The 22,964-nt window shown below is 72.1% G+C and carries 18 protein-coding genes; 7 read left to right on the top strand and 11 right to left on the bottom strand.

Features of this window, described 5'->3' with window-relative positions; translation table 11 throughout:
• The first annotated feature begins 13 nt into the window (after positions 1 to 13).
• The 4 genes from FHX31_RS03580 (at position 14) to FHX31_RS03565 (ending at position 4,879) form a co-directional block, all read left to right on the top strand.
• Positions 14 to 1,345: an aspartate aminotransferase family protein gene (locus FHX31_RS03580; protein WP_184975075.1), complete on the top strand. Its 1,332-nt coding sequence runs from the start codon at positions 14 to 16 to the stop codon at positions 1,343 to 1,345.
• Between the two features lie 118 nt (positions 1,346 to 1,463).
• Complete coding sequence (locus tag FHX31_RS03575; RefSeq protein WP_091330904.1) at positions 1,464 to 2,594, top strand: thiamine pyrophosphate-dependent dehydrogenase E1 component subunit alpha; 1,131 nt, start codon at positions 1,464 to 1,466, stop codon at positions 2,592 to 2,594.
• A 27-nt stretch (positions 2,595 to 2,621) separates the two neighbouring features.
• Positions 2,622 to 3,590: an alpha-ketoacid dehydrogenase subunit beta gene (locus tag FHX31_RS03570; RefSeq protein ID WP_013475391.1), complete on the top strand. Its 969-nt coding sequence runs from the start codon at positions 2,622 to 2,624 to the stop codon at positions 3,588 to 3,590.
• A 14-nt stretch (positions 3,591 to 3,604) separates the two neighbouring features.
• Positions 3,605 to 4,879, top strand: coding sequence for a dihydrolipoamide acetyltransferase family protein (locus FHX31_RS03565; RefSeq protein ID WP_184975072.1), 1,275 nt, complete (start codon positions 3,605 to 3,607; stop codon positions 4,877 to 4,879).
• Positions 4,880 to 4,955: 76 nt separating this feature from the next.
• On the opposite strand, the gene FHX31_RS03560 is transcribed toward FHX31_RS03565, so the two are convergent.
• The 9 genes from FHX31_RS03560 to pdxR are packed head-to-tail and all read right to left on the bottom strand — an operon-like array spanning position 4,956 to position 15,899.
• The gene (locus FHX31_RS03560) at positions 4,956 to 7,256 is read right to left on the bottom strand and encodes an arylsulfatase (protein ID WP_184975069.1); all 2,301 of its coding nucleotides are present in this window, start codon (positions 7,254 to 7,256) and stop codon (positions 4,956 to 4,958) included.
• An 8-nt stretch (positions 7,257 to 7,264) separates the two neighbouring features.
• Positions 7,265 to 8,020: an SDR family NAD(P)-dependent oxidoreductase gene (locus tag FHX31_RS03555; RefSeq protein ID WP_184975066.1), complete on the bottom strand. Its 756-nt coding sequence runs from the start codon at positions 8,018 to 8,020 to the stop codon at positions 7,265 to 7,267.
• Complete coding sequence (locus FHX31_RS03550) at positions 8,017 to 8,841, bottom strand: ATP-binding cassette domain-containing protein (RefSeq protein WP_013288205.1); 825 nt, start codon at positions 8,839 to 8,841, stop codon at positions 8,017 to 8,019. Before FHX31_RS03550 ends, FHX31_RS03555 begins: the two co-directional genes overlap by 4 nt.
• Complete coding sequence (locus FHX31_RS03545; protein WP_235437303.1) at positions 8,838 to 9,824, bottom strand: ABC transporter ATP-binding protein; 987 nt, start codon at positions 9,822 to 9,824, stop codon at positions 8,838 to 8,840. The genes FHX31_RS03550 and FHX31_RS03545 overlap by 4 nt, the downstream gene beginning before the upstream one ends.
• A 5-nt stretch (positions 9,825 to 9,829) precedes the next feature.
• Entirely contained in the window at positions 9,830 to 10,714 is an 885-nt protein-coding gene (locus FHX31_RS03540; RefSeq protein ID WP_013288207.1) for an ABC transporter permease, read from the bottom strand.
• Positions 10,711 to 11,655 (bottom strand): ABC transporter permease, encoded by a 945-nt coding sequence (locus FHX31_RS03535; RefSeq protein WP_104114889.1) that lies wholly within the window; start codon positions 11,653 to 11,655, stop codon positions 10,711 to 10,713. The genes FHX31_RS03540 and FHX31_RS03535 overlap by 4 nt, the downstream gene beginning before the upstream one ends.
• A 22-nt stretch (positions 11,656 to 11,677) precedes the next feature.
• On the bottom strand, positions 11,678 to 13,120 hold the full coding sequence (locus FHX31_RS03530) for an aldehyde dehydrogenase family protein (RefSeq protein ID WP_013475385.1): 1,443 nt from the start codon (positions 13,118 to 13,120) through the stop codon (positions 11,678 to 11,680).
• Positions 13,117 to 14,361: a M20 family metallopeptidase gene (locus tag FHX31_RS03525; protein ID WP_184975063.1), complete on the bottom strand. Its 1,245-nt coding sequence runs from the start codon at positions 14,359 to 14,361 to the stop codon at positions 13,117 to 13,119. The genes FHX31_RS03530 and FHX31_RS03525 overlap by 4 nt, the downstream gene beginning before the upstream one ends.
• A gap of 11 nt (positions 14,362 to 14,372) precedes the next feature.
• Positions 14,373 to 15,899: a MocR-like pyridoxine biosynthesis transcription factor PdxR gene (gene pdxR / locus FHX31_RS03520; RefSeq protein WP_184975060.1), complete on the bottom strand. Its 1,527-nt coding sequence runs from the start codon at positions 15,897 to 15,899 to the stop codon at positions 14,373 to 14,375.
• Positions 15,900 to 16,084: 185 nt separating this feature from the next.
• Between pdxR and FHX31_RS03515 the strand changes: the two genes are divergently transcribed.
• From FHX31_RS03515 to FHX31_RS03505, 3 genes are all read left to right on the top strand, one after another.
• Positions 16,085 to 17,173: a 3-isopropylmalate dehydrogenase gene (locus FHX31_RS03515; protein ID WP_184975057.1), complete on the top strand. Its 1,089-nt coding sequence runs from the start codon at positions 16,085 to 16,087 to the stop codon at positions 17,171 to 17,173.
• A gap of 7 nt (positions 17,174 to 17,180) precedes the next feature.
• Positions 17,181 to 18,140, top strand: a complete 960-nt coding sequence (locus FHX31_RS03510; protein ID WP_184975054.1) for a formylglycine-generating enzyme family protein — start codon at positions 17,181 to 17,183, stop codon at positions 18,138 to 18,140.
• A 124-nt stretch (positions 18,141 to 18,264) separates the two neighbouring features.
• The gene (locus tag FHX31_RS03505) at positions 18,265 to 19,782 is read left to right on the top strand and encodes an ABC transporter substrate-binding protein (protein ID WP_091330898.1); all 1,518 of its coding nucleotides are present in this window, start codon (positions 18,265 to 18,267) and stop codon (positions 19,780 to 19,782) included.
• A 688-nt stretch (positions 19,783 to 20,470) separates the two neighbouring features.
• On the opposite strand, the gene FHX31_RS03500 is transcribed toward FHX31_RS03505, so the two are convergent.
• Both FHX31_RS03500 and FHX31_RS03495 read right to left on the bottom strand, forming a co-directional pair.
• Positions 20,471 to 21,943: a P1 family peptidase gene (locus tag FHX31_RS03500; protein ID WP_184975051.1), complete on the bottom strand. Its 1,473-nt coding sequence runs from the start codon at positions 21,941 to 21,943 to the stop codon at positions 20,471 to 20,473.
• Between the two features lie 191 nt (positions 21,944 to 22,134).
• Entirely contained in the window at positions 22,135 to 22,851 is a 717-nt protein-coding gene (locus FHX31_RS03495; protein WP_225319458.1) for a FadR/GntR family transcriptional regulator, read from the bottom strand.
• Positions 22,852 to 22,964 lie beyond the last annotated feature (113 nt).

The raw sequence follows: 22,964 nt of genomic DNA, 5'->3' as shown, positions 1-22,964 counted from the left end.
AGAGAGAACGCCGATGAGCAGCAGCGCACAACGCACCTACGAACTCGACCGCGCGCACGTCTTCCACTCCTGGTCCGCCCAGTCGCTGCTCGACCCGATGGTGGTCGAGCGCGCCGAGGGCTCGTACTTCTGGGACGGCGACGGGAACCGCTACCTGGACTTCTCGTCGCAGCTCGTCAACACCAACATCGGCCACCAGCACCCGGTGGTGGTCGCGGCGATCCAGGAGCAGGCGGCCCGTCTGTGCACGATCGCGCCGTCGTACGCCAACGACGCCCGCGGCGAGGCGGCCCGGCTGATCACGGAGCTGACCCCGGCCGGCCTTTCCAAGGTGTTCTTCACCAACGGCGGCGCGGACGCGATCGAGCACGCCGTCCGGATGGCCCGGCTGCACACCGGCCGGCCGAAGGTGCTGTCGCAGTACCGCAGCTACCACGGCGGCACCCAGACCGCGGTGAACCTCACCGGCGACCCGCGCCGCTGGCCCAGCGACAACGGCACCGCCGGGGTGGTGCACTTCTTCGGCCCGTTCCTGTACCGGTCGGAGTTCGGCGCCACGACCGAGGAGGAGGAGTGCGCGCTCGCGCTGCGCCACCTCGAACGCGTCGTGGAGATGGAGGGCCCGTCCACCATCGCGGCGATCGTGCTGGAGACGGTGCCGGGCACCGCCGGCATCATGCCGCCGCCGCCGGGCTTCCTCGCGGGCGTACGCGAGCTGTGCGACAGGCACGGCATCCTCTACATCGCCGACGAGGTGATGGCGGGCTTCGGGCGTACCGGCGCCTGGTTCGCGCTCGACCACTACGGCGTGACGCCCGACCTGATCACCTTCGCCAAGGGCGTGAACTCCGGTTACGTCCCGCTCGGCGGTGTGGTGATCGCCGAGCACGTCGCGGAGACGTTCGCCACCCGTGCCTACCCCGGCGGCCTGACCTACTCCGGTCATCCGCTGGCCGCCGCCGCCGCCGTCGCGACCATCAACGTGATGCGGGACGAGCGGATCGTCGAGAACGCCGCCACGATCGGCGCCGACGTGCTGGGCCCGGGGCTGCGCGAACTCGCCGACCGGCACCCGAGCGTCGGTGACGTCCGCGGGCTCGGCGTGTTCTGGGCGCTGGAACTGGTACGCGACCGCGAGACGAAGGAGCCGCTGGCGCCGTACGGGTCGTCGTCGCCGGAGATGAACGAGGTGCTGGCCGCGTGCAAGCGCGGCGGCCTGGTCGCGTTCGCGAACTTCAACCGGATCCACGTGGTGCCGCCGTGCACCGTGTCGGAGACGGAGGCCAAGGCGGGCCTGGCGATCCTCGACGAGGCGCTGACACTCGCCGACCGCCACACGGTCTGAGGCACTGCCCACCACCGCCCGCCGGGTCCACCCCGGCGGGCGGTCCCGTATCCGAGAGATCCGCGAGACGGCCGGCGACCCCGGTGACGCGGAGACCGACGCACCCAGAAGGTGACGAATGACTACCGTAGATCTCGCCGACCCACCGGTCACCAACCCCTTCACCGGCGCCACCGACCTTCCGCGTACGTCCGAGGGCTGGACCCAGCTCGTCACCCCGGACGGGCGCCTGCACCCGGACGTCGACGCCGACCGCGACGTCCTCGGCCGCCTCACCCGTGACCTGTACCGGGGGATGCGGCTCGCCCGCCGCCTCGACGACGAGGCGTTCGCGTTGCAGCGGCAGGGCGAGCTGGGCCTGTGGCTGCAGTGCCGCGGCCAGGAGGCCGCCCAGGTCGGCTCGGTCGCGGCGGTACGCGCCGACGACTACGTCTTCCCGAGCTACCGGGAGCACGCCGCGGCGCTGTGGCGCGGCATCGGCCCGGCCGACCTGCTGCGTCAGTGGCGCGGCGTCGCGCACAGCGGCTGGGATCCGGAGCCGTACTCGTTCCACATCTACACGCTGGTCCTGGCCGCCCAGCTGCTGCACGCCACCGGGTACGCCCTCGGGGTGCAGCGCGACGGCAGCGACACGGTGGTCGTGACGTACTTCGGTGACGGCGCGGCGAGCGAGGGCGACGCGAGCGAGGCCATGAACATCGCCGCCGTCAACGCCGCGCCGATGGTGTTCTTCTGCCAGAACAACCAGTGGGCCATCTCGACCCCGACCGCGTCGCAGACGCGTACCCCGATCCACCGGCGCGGCGCCGGGTTCGGCCTGCGCAGCGAGTGGGTCGACGGCAACGACGTGCTGGCGGTGTACGCGGTGACGTCCGCGGTGACCGAACACGCCCGGTCCGGCCACGGCCCCGCGATCGTCGAGGCCACCACGTACCGGATGGGCGGGCACAGCACGTCGGACGACCCGACCCGGTACCGCACCGACGACGAGCTGGCGGCGTGGCGGGCGCGGGATCCGCTGGCCCGGGTCGAGGCGCTCATGCGCGCCGAGGGCTGGAGCGACGAGGCGTTCCTCGGCGGGATCCAGGCCGAGGCGGACGAACTGGCCGACCGTACCCGCCGGGAGTGCCTGGCGCTGGAGGCGCCGGACCTCGCCGACGCCTTCGCCACAGTGCTGGCCGACGTGCCCCCGCTTCTGCGGGAGGAGCACGACGCGTTCGTCGCCTACCGCGCCTCCTTCCTCGACTGACGCCCGCCCCGATCGGAGAACTCGTTCATGCTCACTCTCTGTCAGGCACTGAACTCCGGCCTGCGCCGTGCCATGGAGGACGACGACAAGGTCCTCCTGATGGGCGAGGACGTCGGCCGGCTCGGCGGCGTCTTCCGGGTCACCGACGGTCTCCAGAAGGACTTCGGCGAGGCCCGGGTGGTGGACACCACCCTCGCCGAGTCCGGGATCGTCGGCACCGCCATCGGGCTGGCGCTGCGCGGGTACCGCCCGGTCTGCGAGATCCAGTTCGACGGCTTCGTCTACCCCGCGTTCAACCAGATCGTCTCCCAGCTCGCCAAGATGCGGGCCCGCACCGGCGGCCGTACCGCCCTTCCGGTGGTGGTGCGCATTCCGGTCGGTGGCGGCATCGGCGCGGTGGAGCACCACAGCGAGTCGAACGAGGCGTACTTCGCGCACACCGCCGGGCTTCGGGTCGTCTACTGCGCCAGCCCGGACGACGCGCACTGGATGATCCGGCAGGCCGTCGCCGGTGACGACCCGGTGATCTTCTACGAGCCGAAGCGCCGCTACTGGGTCAAGGGCGAGGTGACAACCGCCGGGCCGCCGCTGCCGCTGGACCGCGCCCGGACCGTGCGGCCGGGCACCGACGTGACGCTGCTGACGTACGGCGGCACTGTCGCCACCTGCGTCGCCGCCGCCGAGGCCGCGGCGCAGGAGGGCCGCGACATCGAGGTGATCGACCTGCGGTCCATCTCGCCGCTGGACGTGGCGACCATCGAGGAGTCGGTGCGCCGCACCGGCCGGGCGGTGGTGGTCCACGAGGCCCCCACGTTCGCCGGGTTCGGTGCCGAGGTCGTCGCGCAGGTGACGAGCCGGTGCTTCTACTCGCTGGAGGCGCCGGTGGAGCGGGTCGGCGGCTTCAACCTGCCGTACCCGCCGGCGAAGGTCGAGGAGGAGTACCTGCCCGACCTGGACCGGATCCTCGACGCCGTCGACCGCGTCCTGGCCGCCTGAAGGGAGAGGTACACGTGACCGTTCAGCAGTTCCGTCTGCCCGACGTCGGCGAGGGCCTCACCGAGGCCGAGATCGTCACCTGGCGGGTCGCTCCGGGCGATCCGGTCGGCCTCAACGACGTCATCGTGGACATCGAGACCGCCAAGGCCGTGGTCGAGCTGCCCAGCCCGTACGCCGGTGTGGTGGACCGCCTCCTGGCCGAGGAGGGGCAGACAGTCGAGGTCGGCGCGCCGATCATCGCGATCCGGACCGGGGGTGACTCGGACGCCACGGACGCCACGGATGCCGCGCCGCCGGCCGCCGACGAGCCGGCCGTGGAACGTACCGCGGTGCTCGTCGGCTACGGGGTGTCCGCGCAGGCGCGGACACGCCGGCTACGCCGCGCGACGCCGTCCGTCCGCCCGGCCGAACCCGCCCGCCCGGCGCACACGTCCCGGCCGCCGGTGCTCACCAAGCCGCCGCTGCGCAAGCTCGCCAAGGACCTCGGCGTGGAGCTGGCGGACGTCCGCGGCAGCGGCCCCGACGGCCGGATCACCCGCCAGGACCTGCTCGACCACACCACCGGCCCGGCGCCGGTGGCCGACCACCGGCGGGACGAGCGCCTGCCCGTGCGCGGGGTGCGCAAGGCGACAGCCGCCGCGATGGTCGCCAGCGCGTTCACCGCGCCGCACGTCACCGAGTTCCTCACCGTCGACATGACAGGCACCGTCGAGTTCGTGGACCGGCTGAAGCAGGACCCGGCGTTCCAGGGGGTGAAGGTCAGCCCGCTGCTCGTGGCGTCGCTGGCGGTGCTGGACGCCGTCCGCCGGCATCCGGACGTGAACGCCAGCTGGGACGAGGAGAACCAGGAGATCGTCCGGTTCGCCGACGTCAACCTGGGCATCGCCGCCGCGACGCCGCGCGGCCTGCTCGTGCCGAACATCAAGGCCGCGCAGAACCTTCCGGTACGGGACCTCGCGGTCGCCCTCAACGAGCTGGCGAGCACCGCGCGGGATGGCCGCACCCGTCCCGCCGACCTGGCCGGCGGGACGATCACCATCACCAACATCGGCGTGTTCGGCGTGGACGCCGGCACTCCGATCCTCAACCCCGGCGAGGCGGCGATCCTCTGCCTCGGCGCGCTGCGCCGGATGCCGTGGGTGGTCGACGAGCAGGTCGTTCCCCGGTGGACGGTGCAGTTGTCGCTGTCGTTCGACCACCGGCTGGTGGACGGGGAACTGGGCAGCCGGGTGCTCGCCCACGTCGGCCGGTTCCTGGAGGACCCGCTGTGGGGTCTGGCCCTGCGCTGAGGCCCCGGTAGACGGACGGCGCGTGGACGGACAAGGAGGTCCGTCCACGCGCCGTCGTCGTACGCGCGGGCGCGCGTCAGTCCACCACCTCGAACCCGACGCCGGCCGACGGACGCGGCGCGACGCCGCCCGCCGGCGCGATGGGCTCGCCGACGTCCTCGGACGCGGCGAGCCGGAACCGCACGTACTCCAGTTCGCCGGAGAACTCGTGCCGGGCCGGGTAGCTCTGTGACACCGGCGAGTGGATGCTGCGCCCGACGTCCATGCCCGCGAAACCGTGGAAGAACGGCAGCAACTGCGGGAACAGCGCCTCCCCCGCCGCCTCGCCGTCCACGTACAGGCGGCCGGTGCCCTGGCAGTCGGCGGTCTTCGTCAGCTCGAAGGTCAGCTCCACCGGGCCCAGCGGCAACTCGCCCTCGGACCGCAGCACGTAGTGGGTGCCGAGGTGGTTGTACTCGTACACCAGGTGGTTGTCCTTGATGTGCAGCACGTACCCGCCGCTGACGTTGCCGAGCACCACGATCACGCCGCCCTGCGCCGCGTCGGTGCGGTGCACGCGCGCGGTGATGGCGTGCGAGCGGTTCATCGTCGGCGGCACCGCCGCGCCGGAGATCGTCGGCACGCCGGCCAGGTAGGTGAAGTCCAGCCGGTCCCGCACCGATCCGGGGCGCGGCACCCGGGCCCGGATCGCGAATCCCCTGTCGTCCAGCGGCAGCACGTCGTAGCGGGCCGCCTCGATCCAGAACTCCTCGATGAGACGCCGCAGCACCTCCGGATGCTCGGCGGCCAGGTCCCGGCTCTCGGTCGGGTCCTCGTCGATCCGGTACAGCTCCCAGCGGTCCTCGTCCCAGGAGGTGCCCCGCTCGTGGAACGCGACAGCCTTCCAGCCCTGGTGGTAGATGCCGCGGTGGCCGAACATCTCGAAGTACTGGCGGTCCCGCGACGGCGGCGCCGCCGGGTCGCGCAGCCCGTCGCGGAAGCTGCGGCCGTGCAGCGGCATCTGCGGGACGCCCCGGCGCACCGCGGGCGGCTGCACCCCGACCAGGTCCAGCACCGTCGCGGTGACGTCGATGCTGTGCTGGAACTGCGTCCGCACCTGCCCGCCGGGTACGTCACCGGCCGGCCAGCTCAGCACGAACGGCACCCGCACCCCGCCCTCGTGGGTGTGCTGCTTGTAGCGGCGGAACGGGGTGTTGCTGACCTGCGCCCAGCCCAGCGGGTAGTTGCTCTGCGCCCGCGGGCCGCCGATCTCGTCGATCCGGTCCAGGCTGTCCTGGAGGTTCTCCGGCACCCGGTTCTGGAACGCGGTGGGGTTGAGCGTGCCGAGCGGCGTGCCCTCGGGGCTCGCGCCGTTGTCCGACATGACCACGAAGATCGTGTCGTCGAGCCGGCCGATCCGCTCCAGGAAGTCGACCAGGCGCCCGAGCTGGGCGTCGGTGTGGTCGACCATCGCCGCGTACGCCTCCTGCATGCGGGCGAACAGGCGCCGCTGCTCCGGCGGCACGTCGTCCCACGGCACGACGCCCGGGTTGTGCGGCGGCAGCGGCGCGTCCGGCGGGATGATGCCCAGCCCGATCTGCCGCCGGTGCCGGTCCGCGCGGATGACGTCCCAGCCGGCGTCGTAGCGGCCGCGGTACTTCGCCAGGTACTCCGGCGGAGCTTGGTGCGGGGCGTGCGCCGCGGCGTACGCCAGATAGAGGAAGAACGGCTTCTCCGGGGTGAACGAGGTCTGGTCCCGGACGAACCCGATGGCCCGGTCGGTCAGGTCCTCGGTGAGGTGGTAGCCCTCCTCCGGGGTGGCCGGCGGGTCCACCTGATGGTTGTCGTACACCAGCTCCGGATAGAAGTTGTCGGTCTCGGCCTCCAGGAAGCCGTAGTACCGCTCGAAACCGCGTCCCAGCGGCCACTGGTCGTACGGCCCGGACGGCGTGGTCTGCTCCAGCGGCGCGACGTGCCACTTGCCGACCGCCATGGTGTTGAACCCGGCGTCGGCGAGCATCTCCGCGACGGTGGCGGCGGCGTGAGTGATCCGCCCCCGGCCGCTGGGGAAGCCGCTGTCGAAGTTGGACAGCATGCGCATGCCGACGCTGTGGTGGTTGCGGCCGGTGAGCACGCTGGCCCGGGTCGGCGAGCACAGCGGCGAGGTGTGGAAGTTGGTGTACCGCAGCCCGGAGGCGGCCAGCCGGTCGATCGTCGGGGTGTCGATCTCGGCGCCGAAGCAGCCGAAGTCGGCGAACCCGACGTCGTCCAGCAGCACGTACACCACGTTCGGGGTACCCGCGGCGGCCGACGGCGGCGTGCTCCAGTGCTCCGTCGACTCGCCGTAGGTGCGTCCGATGGTCCCCTCGTACGGAGGGTCCGCCAGAGGTCCGGTCACGGTACGCCTCAGCCGGCCGTCGTGCCGCCGTCGAGGACGAGCGTGTGGCCCGTGACCATGCGCGCCTCGTCGCTGGCGAGGAACACCACCGCGTCGGCGGAGTCGCGCGGCGTCGCCATGCGGCCCAGCGGGATCGACGCCCGGAAGTTCTCCCGCGCGCTGTCCGGCACGTCACCCATCCCGCCGAGGAACGCCGAGAGCATCGGCGTCTCGGTCGCCGCCGGGGCGATCGCGTTGACCCGGACGCCGTGCGGCGCGAGTTCCAGCGCCAGCGCCTTCATCAGGCCGATGACGCCGTGCTTGGCGGCGGTGTACGGCGCGTACCGGGGGCGGGCGATGACGGCCTGGAGCGACGCGGTGAACACGATCGCGCCGCCACCGGCCTCGATCAGCGCGGGCGCGGCGGCCTGCGCGGTCCAGAACGCACCCTTGAGGTTCACGTCGACCACGCGGTCCAGCGTCGCCTGGTCCACCTCGTCCAGCGGGCCGGTGAACGGCGTACCGGCGTTTGCGTGCATGAGGTCGAGCCGGCCGAACCGCTCGACGGCGGTCTCGACGGCGGCGCGGCAGTCCTCGGCCCGGGTGATGTCGCAGGCCACGCCCACGACGGCGGACCCGAACCCGGCGGCCGCCTCGGCGGCGCGGTCGCCGTCGAGGTCGGCGATGACGACGCGCGCGCCCTCCTCGACGAGCCGGCCGACGGTGGCCAGTCCGATGCCGCTGGCGCCTCCGGTGACGACGGCGACGCGGTCAACCAACCTCATGTGCTGCTCCTGTTGAATCGGTCCAGGAGGTCGCCGCTCAGGGTGGGCACCGCGGACAGCAGCCTCTGGGTGTAGGGGTGCCGGGGGTCGGAGTAGATCGATTCGGTGTCACCCGTCTCGACGATCCGGCCCTGGTTCATCACCGCGATCCGGTCGCAGAGGTACCGGACGACGGACAGGTCGTGGGAGACCAGGATCAGGGTCAGCTTGAACTGTTCGGCCAGGTCGGTGAGCAGGTTGAGGATCTGCGCGCGCACCGAGACGTCGAGCGCGCTGACCGGCTCGTCCCCCACGATGACCTTCGGCCCGGCCGCGAGGGCGCGGGCGATGGCGATGCGCTGCCGCTGGCCGCCGGAGAACTGGTGCGGGTAGCGGGTCACCGCCTCCTCGGGCAGACCCACGGAGTGCATCAGCTCGGCGACGCGGGCCCGGTGGTCGCCGGGCAGGCGCAGCGCGCGCATCGGCTCCGCGATGATGTCCGCGACGCGCATGCGCGGGTTCAGCGACGACATCGGGTCCTGGAGCACCATCTGCACGTCGCGGCGCAGGAACCCGAGCCGCCGCTCCGGTACGCCGCTGATCCGCTGCCCCTGGTAGAACGCGGTGCCGGAGGTCGGCTGGTCGAGGGCCATGAGGATGCGCGACAGCGTGGACTTGCCGGAGCCGCTCTCCCCCACGATGCCGAACGCCTCGCCCTCGTGGACCTGCACGCTCACGCCGTCGAGCGCGCGGATCGGCCGGCCCGGCGTACGCAGCGACCGCCGCGGGGCGCGGTACTCGCGCACCACGTCGACGGCTTCCAGCAACGGGGTGGTGGTCATGCGCTGGCCTTCCCGCTTCCTAGGGGCTGGTCGCTCTCGATCGGGTGGTGGCAGGCCGCCCGCTGGGTGCTGCCGGGCGGCGCCGTCAGCAGCGGCACCGTGCCGCAGACGTCGTCGGCGCGCGGGCAGCGGTTGCGGTACACGCAGCCGGTGGGGAACGACCCGAGCGACGGGACGCGGCCCGGGATGGTGGACAGCCGGCCGCTCCCGTCGGTGCTCTCCAGCACCGTGGACGCCCGCAGGCCCGCCGTGTACGGGTGCCGGGGCGAGTCGAACACCGTCGCCACGTCGCCGTGCTCGACGATCGAGCCGCCGTACATGACGAGCAGTTCCTCGCAGATGCTGGCGACCACCGGCAAATCGTGGGTGATGAGCAGCAGCGACGCGCCCTCCTCGCGCACCAGCGTGTCCATCAGCCGCAGCATCTCCGCCTGCACCGTGACGTCCAGCGCCGTGGTGGGCTCGTCCGCGATCAGCACGGCGGGGTCGCACGCCAGCGCGATGGCCAGGACGACGCGCTGGCGCTGGCCGCCGGAGAGCTGGTGCGGGTACTTGCGCGCGGTGCGGTCGGGCTCGGGCAGCTGGACCCGTTCGAGCAGTTCGACGGCCCGGGCGGAGGCCGCGGCCCGGCTCATCCCCTTGTGCAGCCGCAGCGACTCGGCGACCTGGTTGCCGACCCGCATCAGCGGGTTGAGCGCCGTCATCGGCTCCTGGAACACCATGGCGATGTCGTTGCCGCGGACCGCGCACATCTGCTTGTCGGACAGGTCGAGCAGGTTACGGCCGTTCAGCAACACCCGGCCGGACGCTGTCACGCCGTGGGGCAGCAGGCCCATCAGCGCGAGCGCGGTCAGGGACTTGCCGCAGCCGGACTCGCCGATGAGTCCCATCCGACGGCCCGGCCCGATCTCGAACGAGACGCCCTTGACGGCCTGGATGTCGTGGACCTCGACGACGAGGTCCTCCACCACGAGCCCGCTCACGCCGCTCACCGTCCTCTCAGCCGCGGGTCGAGGGCGTCGCGCAACCCGTCGCCCATGAGGTTGAAGCCGAGCACCGACAGGGCGATCGCCAGACCGGGCCAGACGGCGAGCATCGGCTGCACGACGAAGTAGTTCTGGGCCTCCTGGAGCATCCGGCCCCAGGTGGGGGTCGGCGGCGGGGTGCCGTACCCGAGGTAGGACAGCGCCGCCTCGGCGAGCACCGCGTGCGCGAACGACACCGACGCCTGCACGATGAGCAGGGCCGCGATGTTCGGCAGCACGTACCGGACCATGAGCACCACGCCCCGGCGGCCGTAGCTGCGCGCGGCGAGCACGAAGTCGCTCTGCAGCACCTGCATCGCGCCGGCCCGGGTGAGACGGCCGAACACCGGGACGTTCGCGACGCCGATCGCGATCATGCCGGTGAGCGTGGAGGCGCCGAAGCCGGCGGCCAGGATGATCGCCAGCAGGATGGCCGGGAAGGCGAACACGATGTCCAGTGCCCGCATCACCGGCTCGCTGAGCCAGCGGTGCCCGGTGGCGGCGAGCAGACCCAGGGGTACGCCGACGGCGGCGGCGATCGCGACGGCGACCACACCGACGAACAGTGTGGTCCGCGCGCCGACGAGGAGCTGGCTGACGATGTCCCGGCCGAAGTGGTCGGTGCCGAGCCAGTGGTCCCCGCCCGGGGACAGCAGCGTCTGCGACGGGTCGACCCGGGTGGGGTCGTACGGCGTCCAGAGGAACGACACGAGCGCGGTGAGGACGACCAGGCCCACCAGGCCGGCGCCGATCACCAGCGTGAGGTTCCAGCGGCGGCGCGGCTTGACCGGGCCGGCCGCGACGACGTCGGCGGTGGCGTCCGGTGGGGCGTCGGCGACTGATGTCATGCCTTGCTCCTCAGCCTGGGGTCGACCGCGTGGTACACCACGTCGACGACGAAGTTGATCAGAAGCACCGCGGCGGTCAGCACCATCACGGTGCCCTGCACCTTCAGCAGGTCGCGGTTGCCCACGTCCTGGAGCAGCATCCGGCCGAGACCGGGCAGGCCGAAGACGTTCTCGATCACGACGGTGCCGATGAGCAGCGTCGCGAGTTGCAGACCGAGGACCGTGATGACCGGGATGGCCGCGTTGCGCAGCGCGTGCCGGGTCAGCGCCTGCGAGCGGCTCAGCCCCTTGGCCCGCGCGGTCTGGATGAAGTCCTCCTGCATGACCTCGACCACAGCGGACCGGACGTAGCGCATCAGGATCGCGCCCTGGGCCACGCCGAGGACCAGCGCCGGCATCAGCAGGGCCTGCACGGCGCCGCCGACGTCGTCCCATCCGGTGAACCCGCCGGCGGGCAGCCACTGCAACTTCACCGCGAACACGGTGATGAGCAGGATGCCCAGCCAGAACGACGGCACGGCGATGCCGACCTGGCTCAGCGCCGAGAGCGCCGTTCCGATCGCGGTACGGCTCTTCACCGCGGCGAGGATGCCCAGCGGTACGGCGATGAGCAGCGCCAGCGTCATCCCGGCCAGAATCAGCGGCACCGTCACGCCGAGCTTGTCGGCGATCTCCGAGCCGACCGACACCCCGCTGAGCGGCGAGATGCCGAAGTCACCGCGGATCAGGCCGCCGGCCCAGTCGAGGTACCGCTCGGTGAACGGCCGGTTCGTCCCGAACTGCTCCCGCAGCGCCTCCAGCGCCTCCGGGGTGGCGTTGACGCCGAGCATCGCCTGCGCCTGGTCGCCCGGCAGCAGCGCCAGCATCGTGAAGACGAGGATCGACGCGGCGAACAGCGATACCGCGAGGATGGCCAGCCGCCGGACGAAGTAGATCACCATGCGTGTGTGCTCCCACTCCGAGTCATGGCCTGATCATCACCATCTTGGTCACGGTCAGCTCCTCCATGGCGAAGCGCGGTCCCTCCCGGCCGATGCCGGAGTCCTTGACGCCGCCGTACGGCATGTTGTCGGCGCGGAAGCCGGGCACCTCGTTGACGAGCACGCCGCCGACGTCGAGGCGGCGTACGACGTCCAGGGCGACAGCCAGGTCGCGGGTGAAGACGGCGGCCTGGAGCCCGTAACGGGACCGGTTGACCAGCTCGACCGCCGCGTCCATGTCGGGCACCGACCGGACGCAGACCACCGGACCGAAGATCTCCTCCGCCCAGCACTCGGCGTCCTCGGGGACGTCGACGAGCACGGTCGGTTGCAGCACCCGGCCCTGCGCCGTACCGCCGGCCAGGCAGCGCGCCCCGGCGGCGACCGCACGGTCCACCCACGAGTGCACCCGCTCGGTGGACGCCTCGTCCACCAGGGCGGACACCCGGGTGTCGGCGGACCGGGGGTCACCGGTGGTGACCGACGCCAGCAGCGGCCGGAGGCGGTCCAGCAGCGCCTCCCGGACCGGCTCCTCGACGATCACCCGCTGCACGCTGATGCACGCCTGGCCCGAGGCGTAGAACCCGCCGCGTACGACGGCTTCGGCGGCCCGGTCGAGGTCGGCGTCGCGGCCGACGACGAGCGCCGCGTTGGACCCGAGTTCGAGCAGCACCTTGCGCGGGGCCGCGGCGCGGGCGATCTGGTGGCCGACGTGCGCCGACCCGGTGAAGGACACGGCCGCGACGCCGGGGTGCGTGGTCAGGAGCTTGCCGACCTCGACGCCGCCGGTGACGAGCTGGACCCCGGCGGCCGGGCAGCCCGCCCGGCGGAACAGGTCGACCAGCACCAGCGTGGCCAGCGGCGTGTTCGGCGCCGGCTTGACGATCACCGGGCAGCCCGCCGCGACCGACGGCGCGACCTTGTGCGCGGCCAGGAGCAGCGGGTAGTTGAACCCGGTGATGCCGACGACGACACCGACCGGACGGCGTACCCAGAAACCGAGCATGCCCTCGCCGGCCGGCTGCATGTCCAGCGCCACCGTCTCGCCGGTCAGGTGCCCGACCTCCTCGGCGGCCGTCTCCAGCGTGACCAGCGTGCGGGCGACCTCGACCCGGCAGTCCACGAGCGGCTTGCCGGTCTCCAGGACCAGCAGCTCGGCCAGCGAGCCGGCGCGGGCGCGCACCTCGGCGGCGACTGCCGTCAGGATCGCGCGCCGCCGGTGGCCGGGCAGCCCGGCCATCTCCGCGGCGATCTCCTGCGCGGCTTCGACAGCCGCTTCCGCGTCGCCGGGGTCGCCCCACGGCGCCTGGGTGACGGTGCTGCCGTCGTACGGGAAGCGCACCGGCGCGGTCTGCGCGGTGCTGGTCCAGCCCGCGCCGATCGGCAGGCCGGTGGGCAGCGCGGTCAGCAGCTCCTGCGCGGTCACGACGCCGCACCCGTCCGGGCGCCGGTGGCCCCGGTGAGGAAGGCCAGGGCCGCCTCGGCGTATACCTTCGTCTTGCGGACGACGTCGTCGACCTCGACGTACTCGTCGGGCTGGTGGGCGATCCACTTCGGGCCGGGTCCGTACACCACGTTCGGGATGCCGCTGTCGCGCCACAGGATCGTGCCGTCGGTCGCGCCGGGCACGCCGCCGAAGACGGGCTCGGCGCCGGTGACGGCGCGGTGCGCCTCGGCCACGGCGAGCGAGACGGGGTGGTCCTCCGGGGTGACCGCGCACGGCCGGTCGTCGACGACCTCGACGGCGAAGATGACACCGTGCCGGGTGCCGATGGCGTCGGCGTCGGCGCGGACCCGCGCGGCGAGGGCGGCGTGGTCGACAGCGGGTACGGTCCGGCAGTCCACGCCGAGGACGGCGCGGCCGGGGATGACGTTGAGCTGGTCGGCGGAGCCGGCGTCCAGGACCGTGGGGGTCAGGTACGTCAGGCCGAGGTGCTCGTGCTCACCCGGGGCGGCCTGCAGCTCCCTCTGGTACCGGCCGAGCGCGGCGACCAGCTCGGCCACCGCCGGTACGGGGTTGCGGCCGTGCTGCGGCATCGCGCCGTGCGCCATCTTGCCGGTGCAGGTGACAAGCAGCCGGACCGCGCCCTTGGCGACCGCGCAGATCTCCTCCGCCTCCGGCTCGCAGATGATCGCGGCGTCCACCTCGCGGGCCAGCGCGGTGGTGGTGAAGTGCTTCGCCCCGAGCATCTGGCCCTCCTCGTCCACCAGGGCCGCCACCACGATCCGGCCCGGGAACGGCCCGGCCAGCTCGACGGCCCGGGTCGCGTGGATCATCGCGGCGACACCGGCCTTCATGTCGGCGGAGCCGCGACCGTACAGCCGCCCGTCGACGATGTCGCCGCCGAACGGGTCGACGGTCCACTCCTCGGGAGCGCCCTCGGTGACGACGTCGGTGTGCCCCTCGAACATCAGCGTCGGGCCGGGCAGGCCGCCGTCCACCACCGCGACGACGTTGGGGCGCCCGGGGACGACCTCGGTGACCTCCGGCCGCCAGCCGAATCCCCGCATGACCTGCGCGACGAGTTCCGCCACTGGCTGCTCGCTACGCCCTCGGCCCGCGTCCCAGGTCGAGGGGATGCGGACCAGGTCCTGGGTGAGCGACACGACGGCTTGTTCGTCCACGAGATGGCCGGCGCGGAGGGAGGCGTGGGTGTCCGACGTCATGGCGTCGGAGGTTACGAACTCCGCCCTCGGAGGGGAACGTCCAGTTTCCGGGTCGGTGGGGGTACCAGCCGTGGCCGGACCTGGTCTTCTACGGCCGCGGCGACCCGCCGTACCCCCTCCTCGATGCGGTCCAGCGGCATCACCTGGTACCCCAGGCGCAGGTGGTGACGCGGGGCGGGCCGGGTCGCCCAGTACGCCGCGCCGGGGTCCAGCAGGACGCCCTGCCGGCGCAACTCCCGGGCCAGTTCTCCGGCGTCCAGCCCCGGCGGGCCGGTGATCCAGCGGGCCAGCCCGCCGCGCGGCACCGGCTGCGGTCCCCAGCGCACGTGCCGCTCGACCGCCCGCACCATCTCCTCGTACAGCCCCTGGTAGTGGGCGCGGACGCGGCGCACGTGACGGGCCAGGTCGCGGCTGGCGATCATCTGCGCGAGGGCGCGTTGCATCGGGCCGGGCGGGTGACGCAGCACGTAGCGGGAGCGGGCCCGCATGGCGTCCACGAGCGCCGGGGACGCCACCACGTAGCCGAGCCGCAGCCCGGGTGCCAGCAGCTTGCTGAAGCTGCCGAGGTAGACCACGCGGTCCTCGTCGTCGAGCGCCCGCACCGCCACCGCGGGCATCCCCCGGAACGTCATCTCCGGGTCGTAGTCGTCCTCGATCACCACCGCGTCCGCCGCGCCGGCCCGGCGCAGCAGCTCCTCACGCCGGGACGCCGACATGGTCGCGCCGGTCGGGTACTGGTGGCTCGGCGTGACGTACACGAGCTGGGCGCCGTGCAGGTCCGCCGGCAGGTCCTCGACGACCAGGCCGTCCTCGTCGACCCGGCCGGGCACCACGTCGGCGCCGGCCATCTGCATGATCGTCCGCGCGTCCGGGTAGCCGGGATCCTCGACGAGCACCACGCTGCCCGGCCGGACGAGGACGCTCGCCAGCAGGTGCAACGCGTGCGTCGAACCCAGCGTGATCATCACCTGGTCCGGGTGGGCGGAGATGCCGCGCGCGGGCAGCACGTGCTCGCAGAGCTGACGCACCAGCTCCGGGTCGTCGGCCTGGCCGGCGTCGCCGATGACCCGGGACAGCCCGTCCTGCCGCAGCGCCTCACGCTGCGCCCGTTCCCACGCGCCGATCGGGAACATGGACGGGTCGGGCTGGCCGACCACGAACGGGAACGGTGCCCGCGCCCAGGCCGGATCCCGGTGCACCGGCGTCGGCGGCGGTTCCGGCAGCCGCGCCGCCCAGTCGATCGGCTGCATCGGCGAGCGGGCGGTCCGCCGCGCGGCCCGCATCCGCACCACCGCGTCGGGGGAGACGTAGAGACCGCGCCGCGGGACGGTCACGATCAGACCCTGCTCCATGAGCCGGTCGTACGCGGTCAGCACCGTGTTCCGGGAGACGCCGAGCGCCTCGGCCAGGCGGCGCGTGCTGGGCAGCGGGCCGTCGTCGTACTGCCCCGCGAGGATGGCGTCCTCGAGCCCGGTGATGATCTGCTCGTAGAGCGGAACCGTGCTCTGCGGGTTGACCGGCAGCAGGAAATCCGCCACCTCGACCTCCCACTCCCGCGGGGGTCTCGCCTCGTCCCGTCGTCGTACGCCCTGCACACGCCCTGTGCGTCCCGCTGGTACTAGCCTAGCCGGAGACCTGGACCTGTTGCGGAGGGCCCGTTCCCGCCACGCTTGGCCGGGCGATGGCAGGTGACGGTCTCCTGCACGCGGACAGGGGTGGACTCATGAGCGCCCAGCGAATCGCGCTGGTGCCCGGCGACGGCATCGGACCGGAGGTCACCGCGCAGGCGGTCAAGGCGTGCGACGCCGCCGCCCGACGGTTCGGGATCGACCTGGTCTGGGAGGACTACGAACTCGGCGCGGACTACTGGCGGATAACCGGCCAGGTCGTACCGCCGGACGTGGAACAGGAACTGGCCAAGGCGGACGCCATTCTCTTCGGCGCCGTCGGCGACCCGTCGGTGCCGCCCGGCGTGCTGGAACGCGGCCTGGTCATCCACCTGCGGACCGCGTTCGACCAGTATGTGAACCTGCGGCCGGTCAAGCTGCTGCCAGGCGTGCCCACGCCCATCGGCGGGCTGCGCCCCGAGCAGTGCGACCTGGTGATCCTGCGGGAGAACACCGAGGGCGCGTACGTCGGCGCCGGAGGCTTCATCCACCGCGGCGGGCCGGACGAGATCGCCACCCAGGAGTCGGTGAACACCCGCAAGGGCGTCGAGCGCCTCATCCGGCACGGTTTCCGGCTGGCCCTGGGCCGCCGTAAGCACGTCACGCTGGTGCACAAGGCGAACATCCTCACCTATGCCGGCGACCTGTGGCAGCGGACCTTCGAGGAGGTCTCGGCGGAGTATCCGGACATCGCTGTGGACTACGTGCACGTCGACGCGATGTGCCTCTACCTGGTGACGCAGCCGGAGCGGTTCGACGTCGTGGTCACCGACAACCTGTTCGGCGACATCATCACCGACCTGGGCGCGGCCGTGCAGGGCGGTCTCGGCCTGGCCGCGAGCGGCAACCTCAACCCGACCGGGTCGGCGCCGAGCATGTTCGAGCCGGTGCACGGTTCCGCGCCGGACATCGCCGGCCGCGGCTGGGCCAACCCCGCGGGCTCGATCCTCAGCGCCGCGCTGATGCTGGAGCACCTGGGCCACCCCGAGGCGGCCCGCTGCCTGGAGGACGGGGTGAAGGCGGTGCTGCCGCGGCTGGGCGCCATGCGCGGGCCGGAGATGGGCATGTCGACCGAGGACTTCGGCGACGCGGTCGCCGCCGTCATCGGCGAGGGCGCGTACCAGGCGGACGCCCTGCCGGCGTGACACGGATGTGAGCACCGAACCGGTCGATCCGGGCGACGGCGGGGGCACTCCCCTGCCGTCGCCGTGTTGCGCGCCGCGACGCCCGCCCGCCGCCGGCACCGGCGCCGCGGCGGGCGCGAGCGCCGTCCGCTCACCACACGGGGGTACGGACGACCTGATCGCGCTGCCCGGCGGCACCTTCCTCATGGGCACCGACGACCCGGAGGGCTTCCCGGAGGACCTGGAGGGACCGGTCCGGCCGGTGGCCGTGGCCCCGTTCGCGATCGCCGCGACACCGGTGACGAACCGGCAGTTCGCCCGCTTCGTCGACGCCACCGGCTACCGCACGGACGCGGAACGGTACGGCTGGTCGTTCGTCTTCCACCTGTTGCTGGCGCCGTCCGCGCACCGGTACGTGCTGGACGCGTCGGTGCCGCAGGCGCCGTGGTGGCTGGCGGTCGAGGGAGCGCACTGGGCCGCCCCGGACGGGCCCGGTTCGGACGTACGCGGGCGCGAGCGGCACCCCGTCGTGCACGTCTCCCACCGGGACGCCGAGGCGTACTGCCTGTGGTCCGGCACCCGGTTGGCCACCGAGGCCGAGTGGGAGTACGCGGCGCGCGGCGGCCTGTCCCAGGCGCGCTACGCCTGGGGCGACGAGCTGACCCCGGACGGGCGGCACCTGTGCAACATCTGGCAGGGTGCCTTCCCTGCTGTCAACACCGCTGAGGACGGGTTCGCAGGCACCTCTCCGGTGACCGCGTTTCCGCCGAACGGCTACGGCCTGTACGACGTCGCGGGCAACGTTTGGGAACTCACGGCCGAACCCTGGCGCGACCGCCGCGGCCGTATCTCACCAGGTGAGAGCGTCATCAGGGGTGGTTCGTACCTGTGCCACGACTCTTATTGCAACCGTTACCGCGTGGCAGCACGGAGTCGGACCACCGTTGACTCCTCAAGTGGCAACACCGGGTTCCGCGTGGCGCGGTAGTCCGGCGCTGATTGGTACCTGCCGACCCCGCTGAACTGGCCCTTTTGCATCGGGTAGCACGCTCATAGTGTCCCGCCTCACAGGCTACGAGCGCCCTTGGCGTTCTTCGCGATGGGACACACGAATGAATCGGCTGAAGATAACGCTGCCCGCCGTGCTGCTCGCCACGGCGCTGGCTCTGACCGCGTGCAGTAGCGATGGTGACTCGGAGACCACCACCGGCGGTGGTTCCGGCAACGGTACGGTCACCCTCGGCGCCTACCTGGAGCCGGTGAGCCTCGACCTGACCGCCGAGGCCGGCGCCGCGATCCCGCAGGTCCTGCTCTACAACGTGTACGAGGGCCTGGTGCGCCAGAACGCCGGCACCGGCGAGGTGGAGCCGCTGCTGGCCAGCGAGTGGAAGGTGTCCGACGACGGCACCAAGTACTCGTTCAAGCTGCGCGACGGCGTGACCTTCCACGACGGCCAGAAGCTCACCGCGCAGGACGTGGTGTGGAGCTTCAAGCGGGTCACCGCCGAGGGCTCGACGAACCCGTTCAAGTCGCAGATGACAGTCGTGAAGACCGTCGAGGCGCCTGATGCCTCCACCGTGGACGTGACGCTGTCCCGGCCCAGCCAGAGCTGGCTGTTCGACGTCGCCGGCCGCGTCGGCGTGGTGCTCAAGGAGAACGCCACCGACCTGGGCACGAAGCCGAACGGCACCGGCCCGTTCAAGTTCGACAAGTGGAACCGCGGCGACAGCATCACGCTGGTGCGCAACGACGGCTACTGGGGTGAGAAGGCCAAGGTCGGCACCGCTGTCTTCCGGTACATCACCGACGCCAACGCGCTGAACAACGCGATGCTCTCCGGTCAGCTCGACATCGTGGCCAACATCCAGGCGCCGCAGCTGCTCGAGGTGTTCAAGGGCAACAAGCAGTTCGAGGTGGTCGAGGGCAAGACGACCGGTGAGGTCGTCCTGGCGATGAACAACGCCAAGGGCCCGCTGGCCGACGCCCGCGTGCGCCAGGCCATCCGCCACGCGATCGACCACGACGCGCTGATCAAGACCGTCTGGTCCGGGTACGGCACGAAGATCGGCAGCATGGTGCCGCCGAGCGACCCGTGGTACGAGGACCGCACCGGAGACTTCCCGCACGACCCCGCCAAGGCCAAGCAGCTGCTCGCCGAGGCCGGCCACGCCAACGGACTCACCCTGACCATGGACGTCCCGCCGCCCGGCTACGCCCGCGCCTCCGCGCAGTTCGTCGCCTCGCAGCTCGCGGAGGTCGGCATCAAGGTGACCCAGAACAACGTCGAGATGCCGCAGTGGCTCGACAAGGTGCTCGGCAAGGCCAACTACGACCTGTCGATCATCGCCCACGTCGAGCCGCGTGACCTGGTCCGCTACGGCCAGCCGGAGTACTACTACCGCTACAAGAACCCGGCCGTCACGCAGCTCATGAACGAGGCCGACACGGCTCTGGACGCGGCGACCCGGGACAAGAAGTTCGCCGAGGCCGCGAAGGTCATCTCGCAGGAGGCCGCCAGCGACTGGCTGTTCCTGCTGCCGAACCTCGCGGTGATCCGCGACGGCGTCGAGGGTTACCCGAAGGACGCGGTGACCCAGTCCTTCGACGTCACCAAGGTGTCCAAGAAGTAGCCCAGCACCACGCACGGAAGGACCTGGTGGGCTCCCGCCCACCAGGTCCTTCCGTGATTCCCCCGCTCCCCCTCCCCCCGGCCCCCCTCCCCGCGATCTTGCACTTGCTGCCCCTGGTGCGGGTGATTTGACCCCGTTCGTCGGGACACCAAGTGCAAAATCGACGGTCCAGGAGGGCCGGGGTTGCCCGGGAGCCGTGGTCGGTGCGCAGTGGACTGACGCAGTCGAGGTGTGTCGCCTCCGTGAAGCCCTGCGTGCCCGAGGGCTCGGGGCGTCGACACAACGCGCTGCCGAGCGAGGGCTGAACCGCGGGTGTACGCGTTCCGCCCCGTCGACGACCACGCCCAGCCCTACGGTGTGGCCTCCGTGCTCTGCGCCAGCGCGACGCAACGAGCTGCCGAGGGCAGCTCATTCCCGCTCCCTCGGCACACCGAAGGGCTGACGTGCCGCCAAGTGGCTCGGCCTTGAACGCCCCACTCCGTCGATCTTGGAGTTGTGGCGCCTGGGATGCGTTGTATGCGAGCTGTGCGAGGTGCCATAACTCCAAGATCGACGGTCACACCGAGCGCGGACGATCCACCGGTCGGCGACCTGGGAACGACGCGAGGCGGGCCCCGTCCGGGTGGACGGAACCCGCCTCGATCGTCACGCGCCTACTGTGCCGGCGCGAGGTGAGACAGCGGCTGTGTCAGCTGAGCCCGCCGGACGGCGCCCGGCGGCGTCCCCGCAGGTGCATGCCCAGCAGGCCGACACCGAGGACGGCGGCGGCCAGCAGGCCCGTGGTCACGCCCGTCGAGAGCGTGGGGCCACCGGTGTTGCCGGAGGCGAGAACCATGCCGTTCTGCGACTCCTGACCGGCGTCGTTCGTGGTGTTGCCCGCCGGAGCGGCGTTCGGCTTGCCCTTGCCCTTGTCCTTGCCCTTGTCGGCACCGGCCGGCGCGGGGACCGGGGTCTGCGCCAGCGCCTGGGTCGCCTGGGCGAAGGTCTCCGGCGTCACGTCCGGGGCGTTGCCCTGCGTACGCCACTGCTTGAGCTGCTTCATGCCCTTGCAGGCCGAGGGGTAGCGGTCGCAGTAGCTGGTGGTGTTGCCGATGCTCTCGGACGAGAGGACCGCCTTGGCGATGGCACGGGCGAGCGTGCTGGCGCCGGCGTTGAAGATGGCGTTGAGCTGGCGGCTGTCGGCCGGGTCGTTGATCTGGAGCGCCTCGCCCTTGCCGGTGGACACCGCGAACACGGTGTCGCCGTCGCCGAGCGTGTGGATCGGGCTGATCGCGCGGGCCATGCCGTCGTGCGCGTTGCCGGACATGCGCTGCGCGGCGGCCTTCTCCAGCGGGGCATTGGTGGCCACCACGGCGATCGTGGTGTTGGCCGGCTGCTCGGCGGCGGCGGCCGGCGGGGTCGGCGGGTTGCACTCCTTCTTCTTGGGAGCCTTGTACCCGGCGAACTCGTTGCCGATGCCGTACTTGACGCCGTACAGGGTGCAGTCGGCCGGGTCGACCGGGGAGCCGGCCGGGTTCACGATCACCATCGCGCCGACGTAGATGCCGTCGCCGAGGTGGACGCTCGCGGTGCCGACGCCGCCGCGCATGCCGCCGCCACGGGCGCCGGTGCCGCCGCCGACGCCACCCTGGCGAACGGGACCGTCCGAGGTGGCCTGTGACGCGAGGTAACCCCACTCGGCGGAGGTGCGGGCCTTCGGGTCGCCGCCGCGGCCGAGGTCGAAGATGTCCGCGGCCGGCACGATCGGGGCCACGCCGCCGGCGCCGACGCGTACGCCCTCGCCCCGGTCCTCCAGCCAGCGGATGATGCCGTTGGTGGCCGACAGCCCGTACATGCTGCTGCCGCCGAGCTGGATCGCGTTGACGCCCGGGTTGGAGTTGAGCGGGCTGAGCAGGTCGGTCTCCTTGGTGGCGGGGGCGCCACCACGCTGGTCCACACTCGCCACGGACATCTGCGGCATGTAGACGACCGAGGTGCCGGTCAGGTACGGAGCGGTGTCGGACTGGACCTGGCCGACCTGGATGCCGGGAACGTCGGTGATGGCGTTGTGGGCACCCGGTGCGCCGGCGGCGGGGTTGGCCGACGCGGGCGACGCGACGAGCACGAGTCCCGGACAGACCAGGGCTGCCGCGGCGAGCGCGGCGAATCTGGACGACTTCATGCAGCTTCTCCCATGCGAAGCGGTGCGACCTCCGCCCCGATCCGGGGCGGTCGATGCATTGGGCAACTGGTGGTCCCCCGTGGTACACGACGAGATGTGGGGGAGGCTACTGGTCAGACCAGTTGAAGGGAAGAGCCTGCTCAGCTGATGGCCGCCTCGGATAATCCGAGGTCAGGCCACATCAGGCGGATTCAGAGCAATACGTCCACCATCGAGCGCCGCGCCTCCGGCACGTACTCGGCGTAGTAGTGGTGCAGCTCCTGGCGGGTCAGCCGGGCCACCTCGTCGGCCTCGCCCGCGCGCATCGCGTCGATGACCCGGCGGTGGTGCGCGAGCGTGCGCTCCATCAGCGCCTCACGATCCGGGGCCTCCGCGAGCTTCGTGGAGATCAGATCGAGCACCATGCTGCGGACCGCGTCGAGGCAGAGCACCAGAAGTTCGTTCCCGGACAGGCGGGCGACGTGCTCGTGGAAGCGGACGTCCGCCGCGCTGAACGCCTCGTAGCCGTCGGCCACCGCGTCCCGCATGCCCGCCAGCGCCTGCTCCAGTTCGTCCAACTCGGACGGTGACGCCTGCCGGGCCGCGACCGATCCCGCCGCCGATTCGATGATCATGCGGAACTGGAGCAGCTCCGCCACGCCGAGCCGCCGGCTGTCCACGACCCGCGCGAACAGCTTGCGCATCGCCGAGGCGGTCGAGGCGATCACCTGGGGCCCGAGCGGGTCACCGGGGCGCGAGCGGACCAGGCCGCTGCTCTCCAGCACGCGCAGCGCCTCACGCACGGTCGACCGGCTGACGTCGAACTGGGTCGTCAGCTCGCGCTCGCTGGGCAGCCGGTCCCCCGGCCGCAGATCGCCGGCGGCGATCCGCTCCTCGACCTGCCGGACGATCCCCTCGTACGCCCTCACGGTTCGCACTGGAGCGAACGAGACAGCCTTCGGCATGGCGAACCTCCCGACGCACGGCGGCCTCGCGCCGCTGGGAACAACGGTACGGGTCGTCTGCCCGCCGGAGGGGCAGG

The sequence above is a fragment of the Micromonospora sp. CNZ286 genome (genome assembly GCF_014207755.1).
The sequence above is the reverse complement of the archived record's forward strand: the minus strand, read 5'-3'. Positions and strand labels throughout refer to the sequence as shown.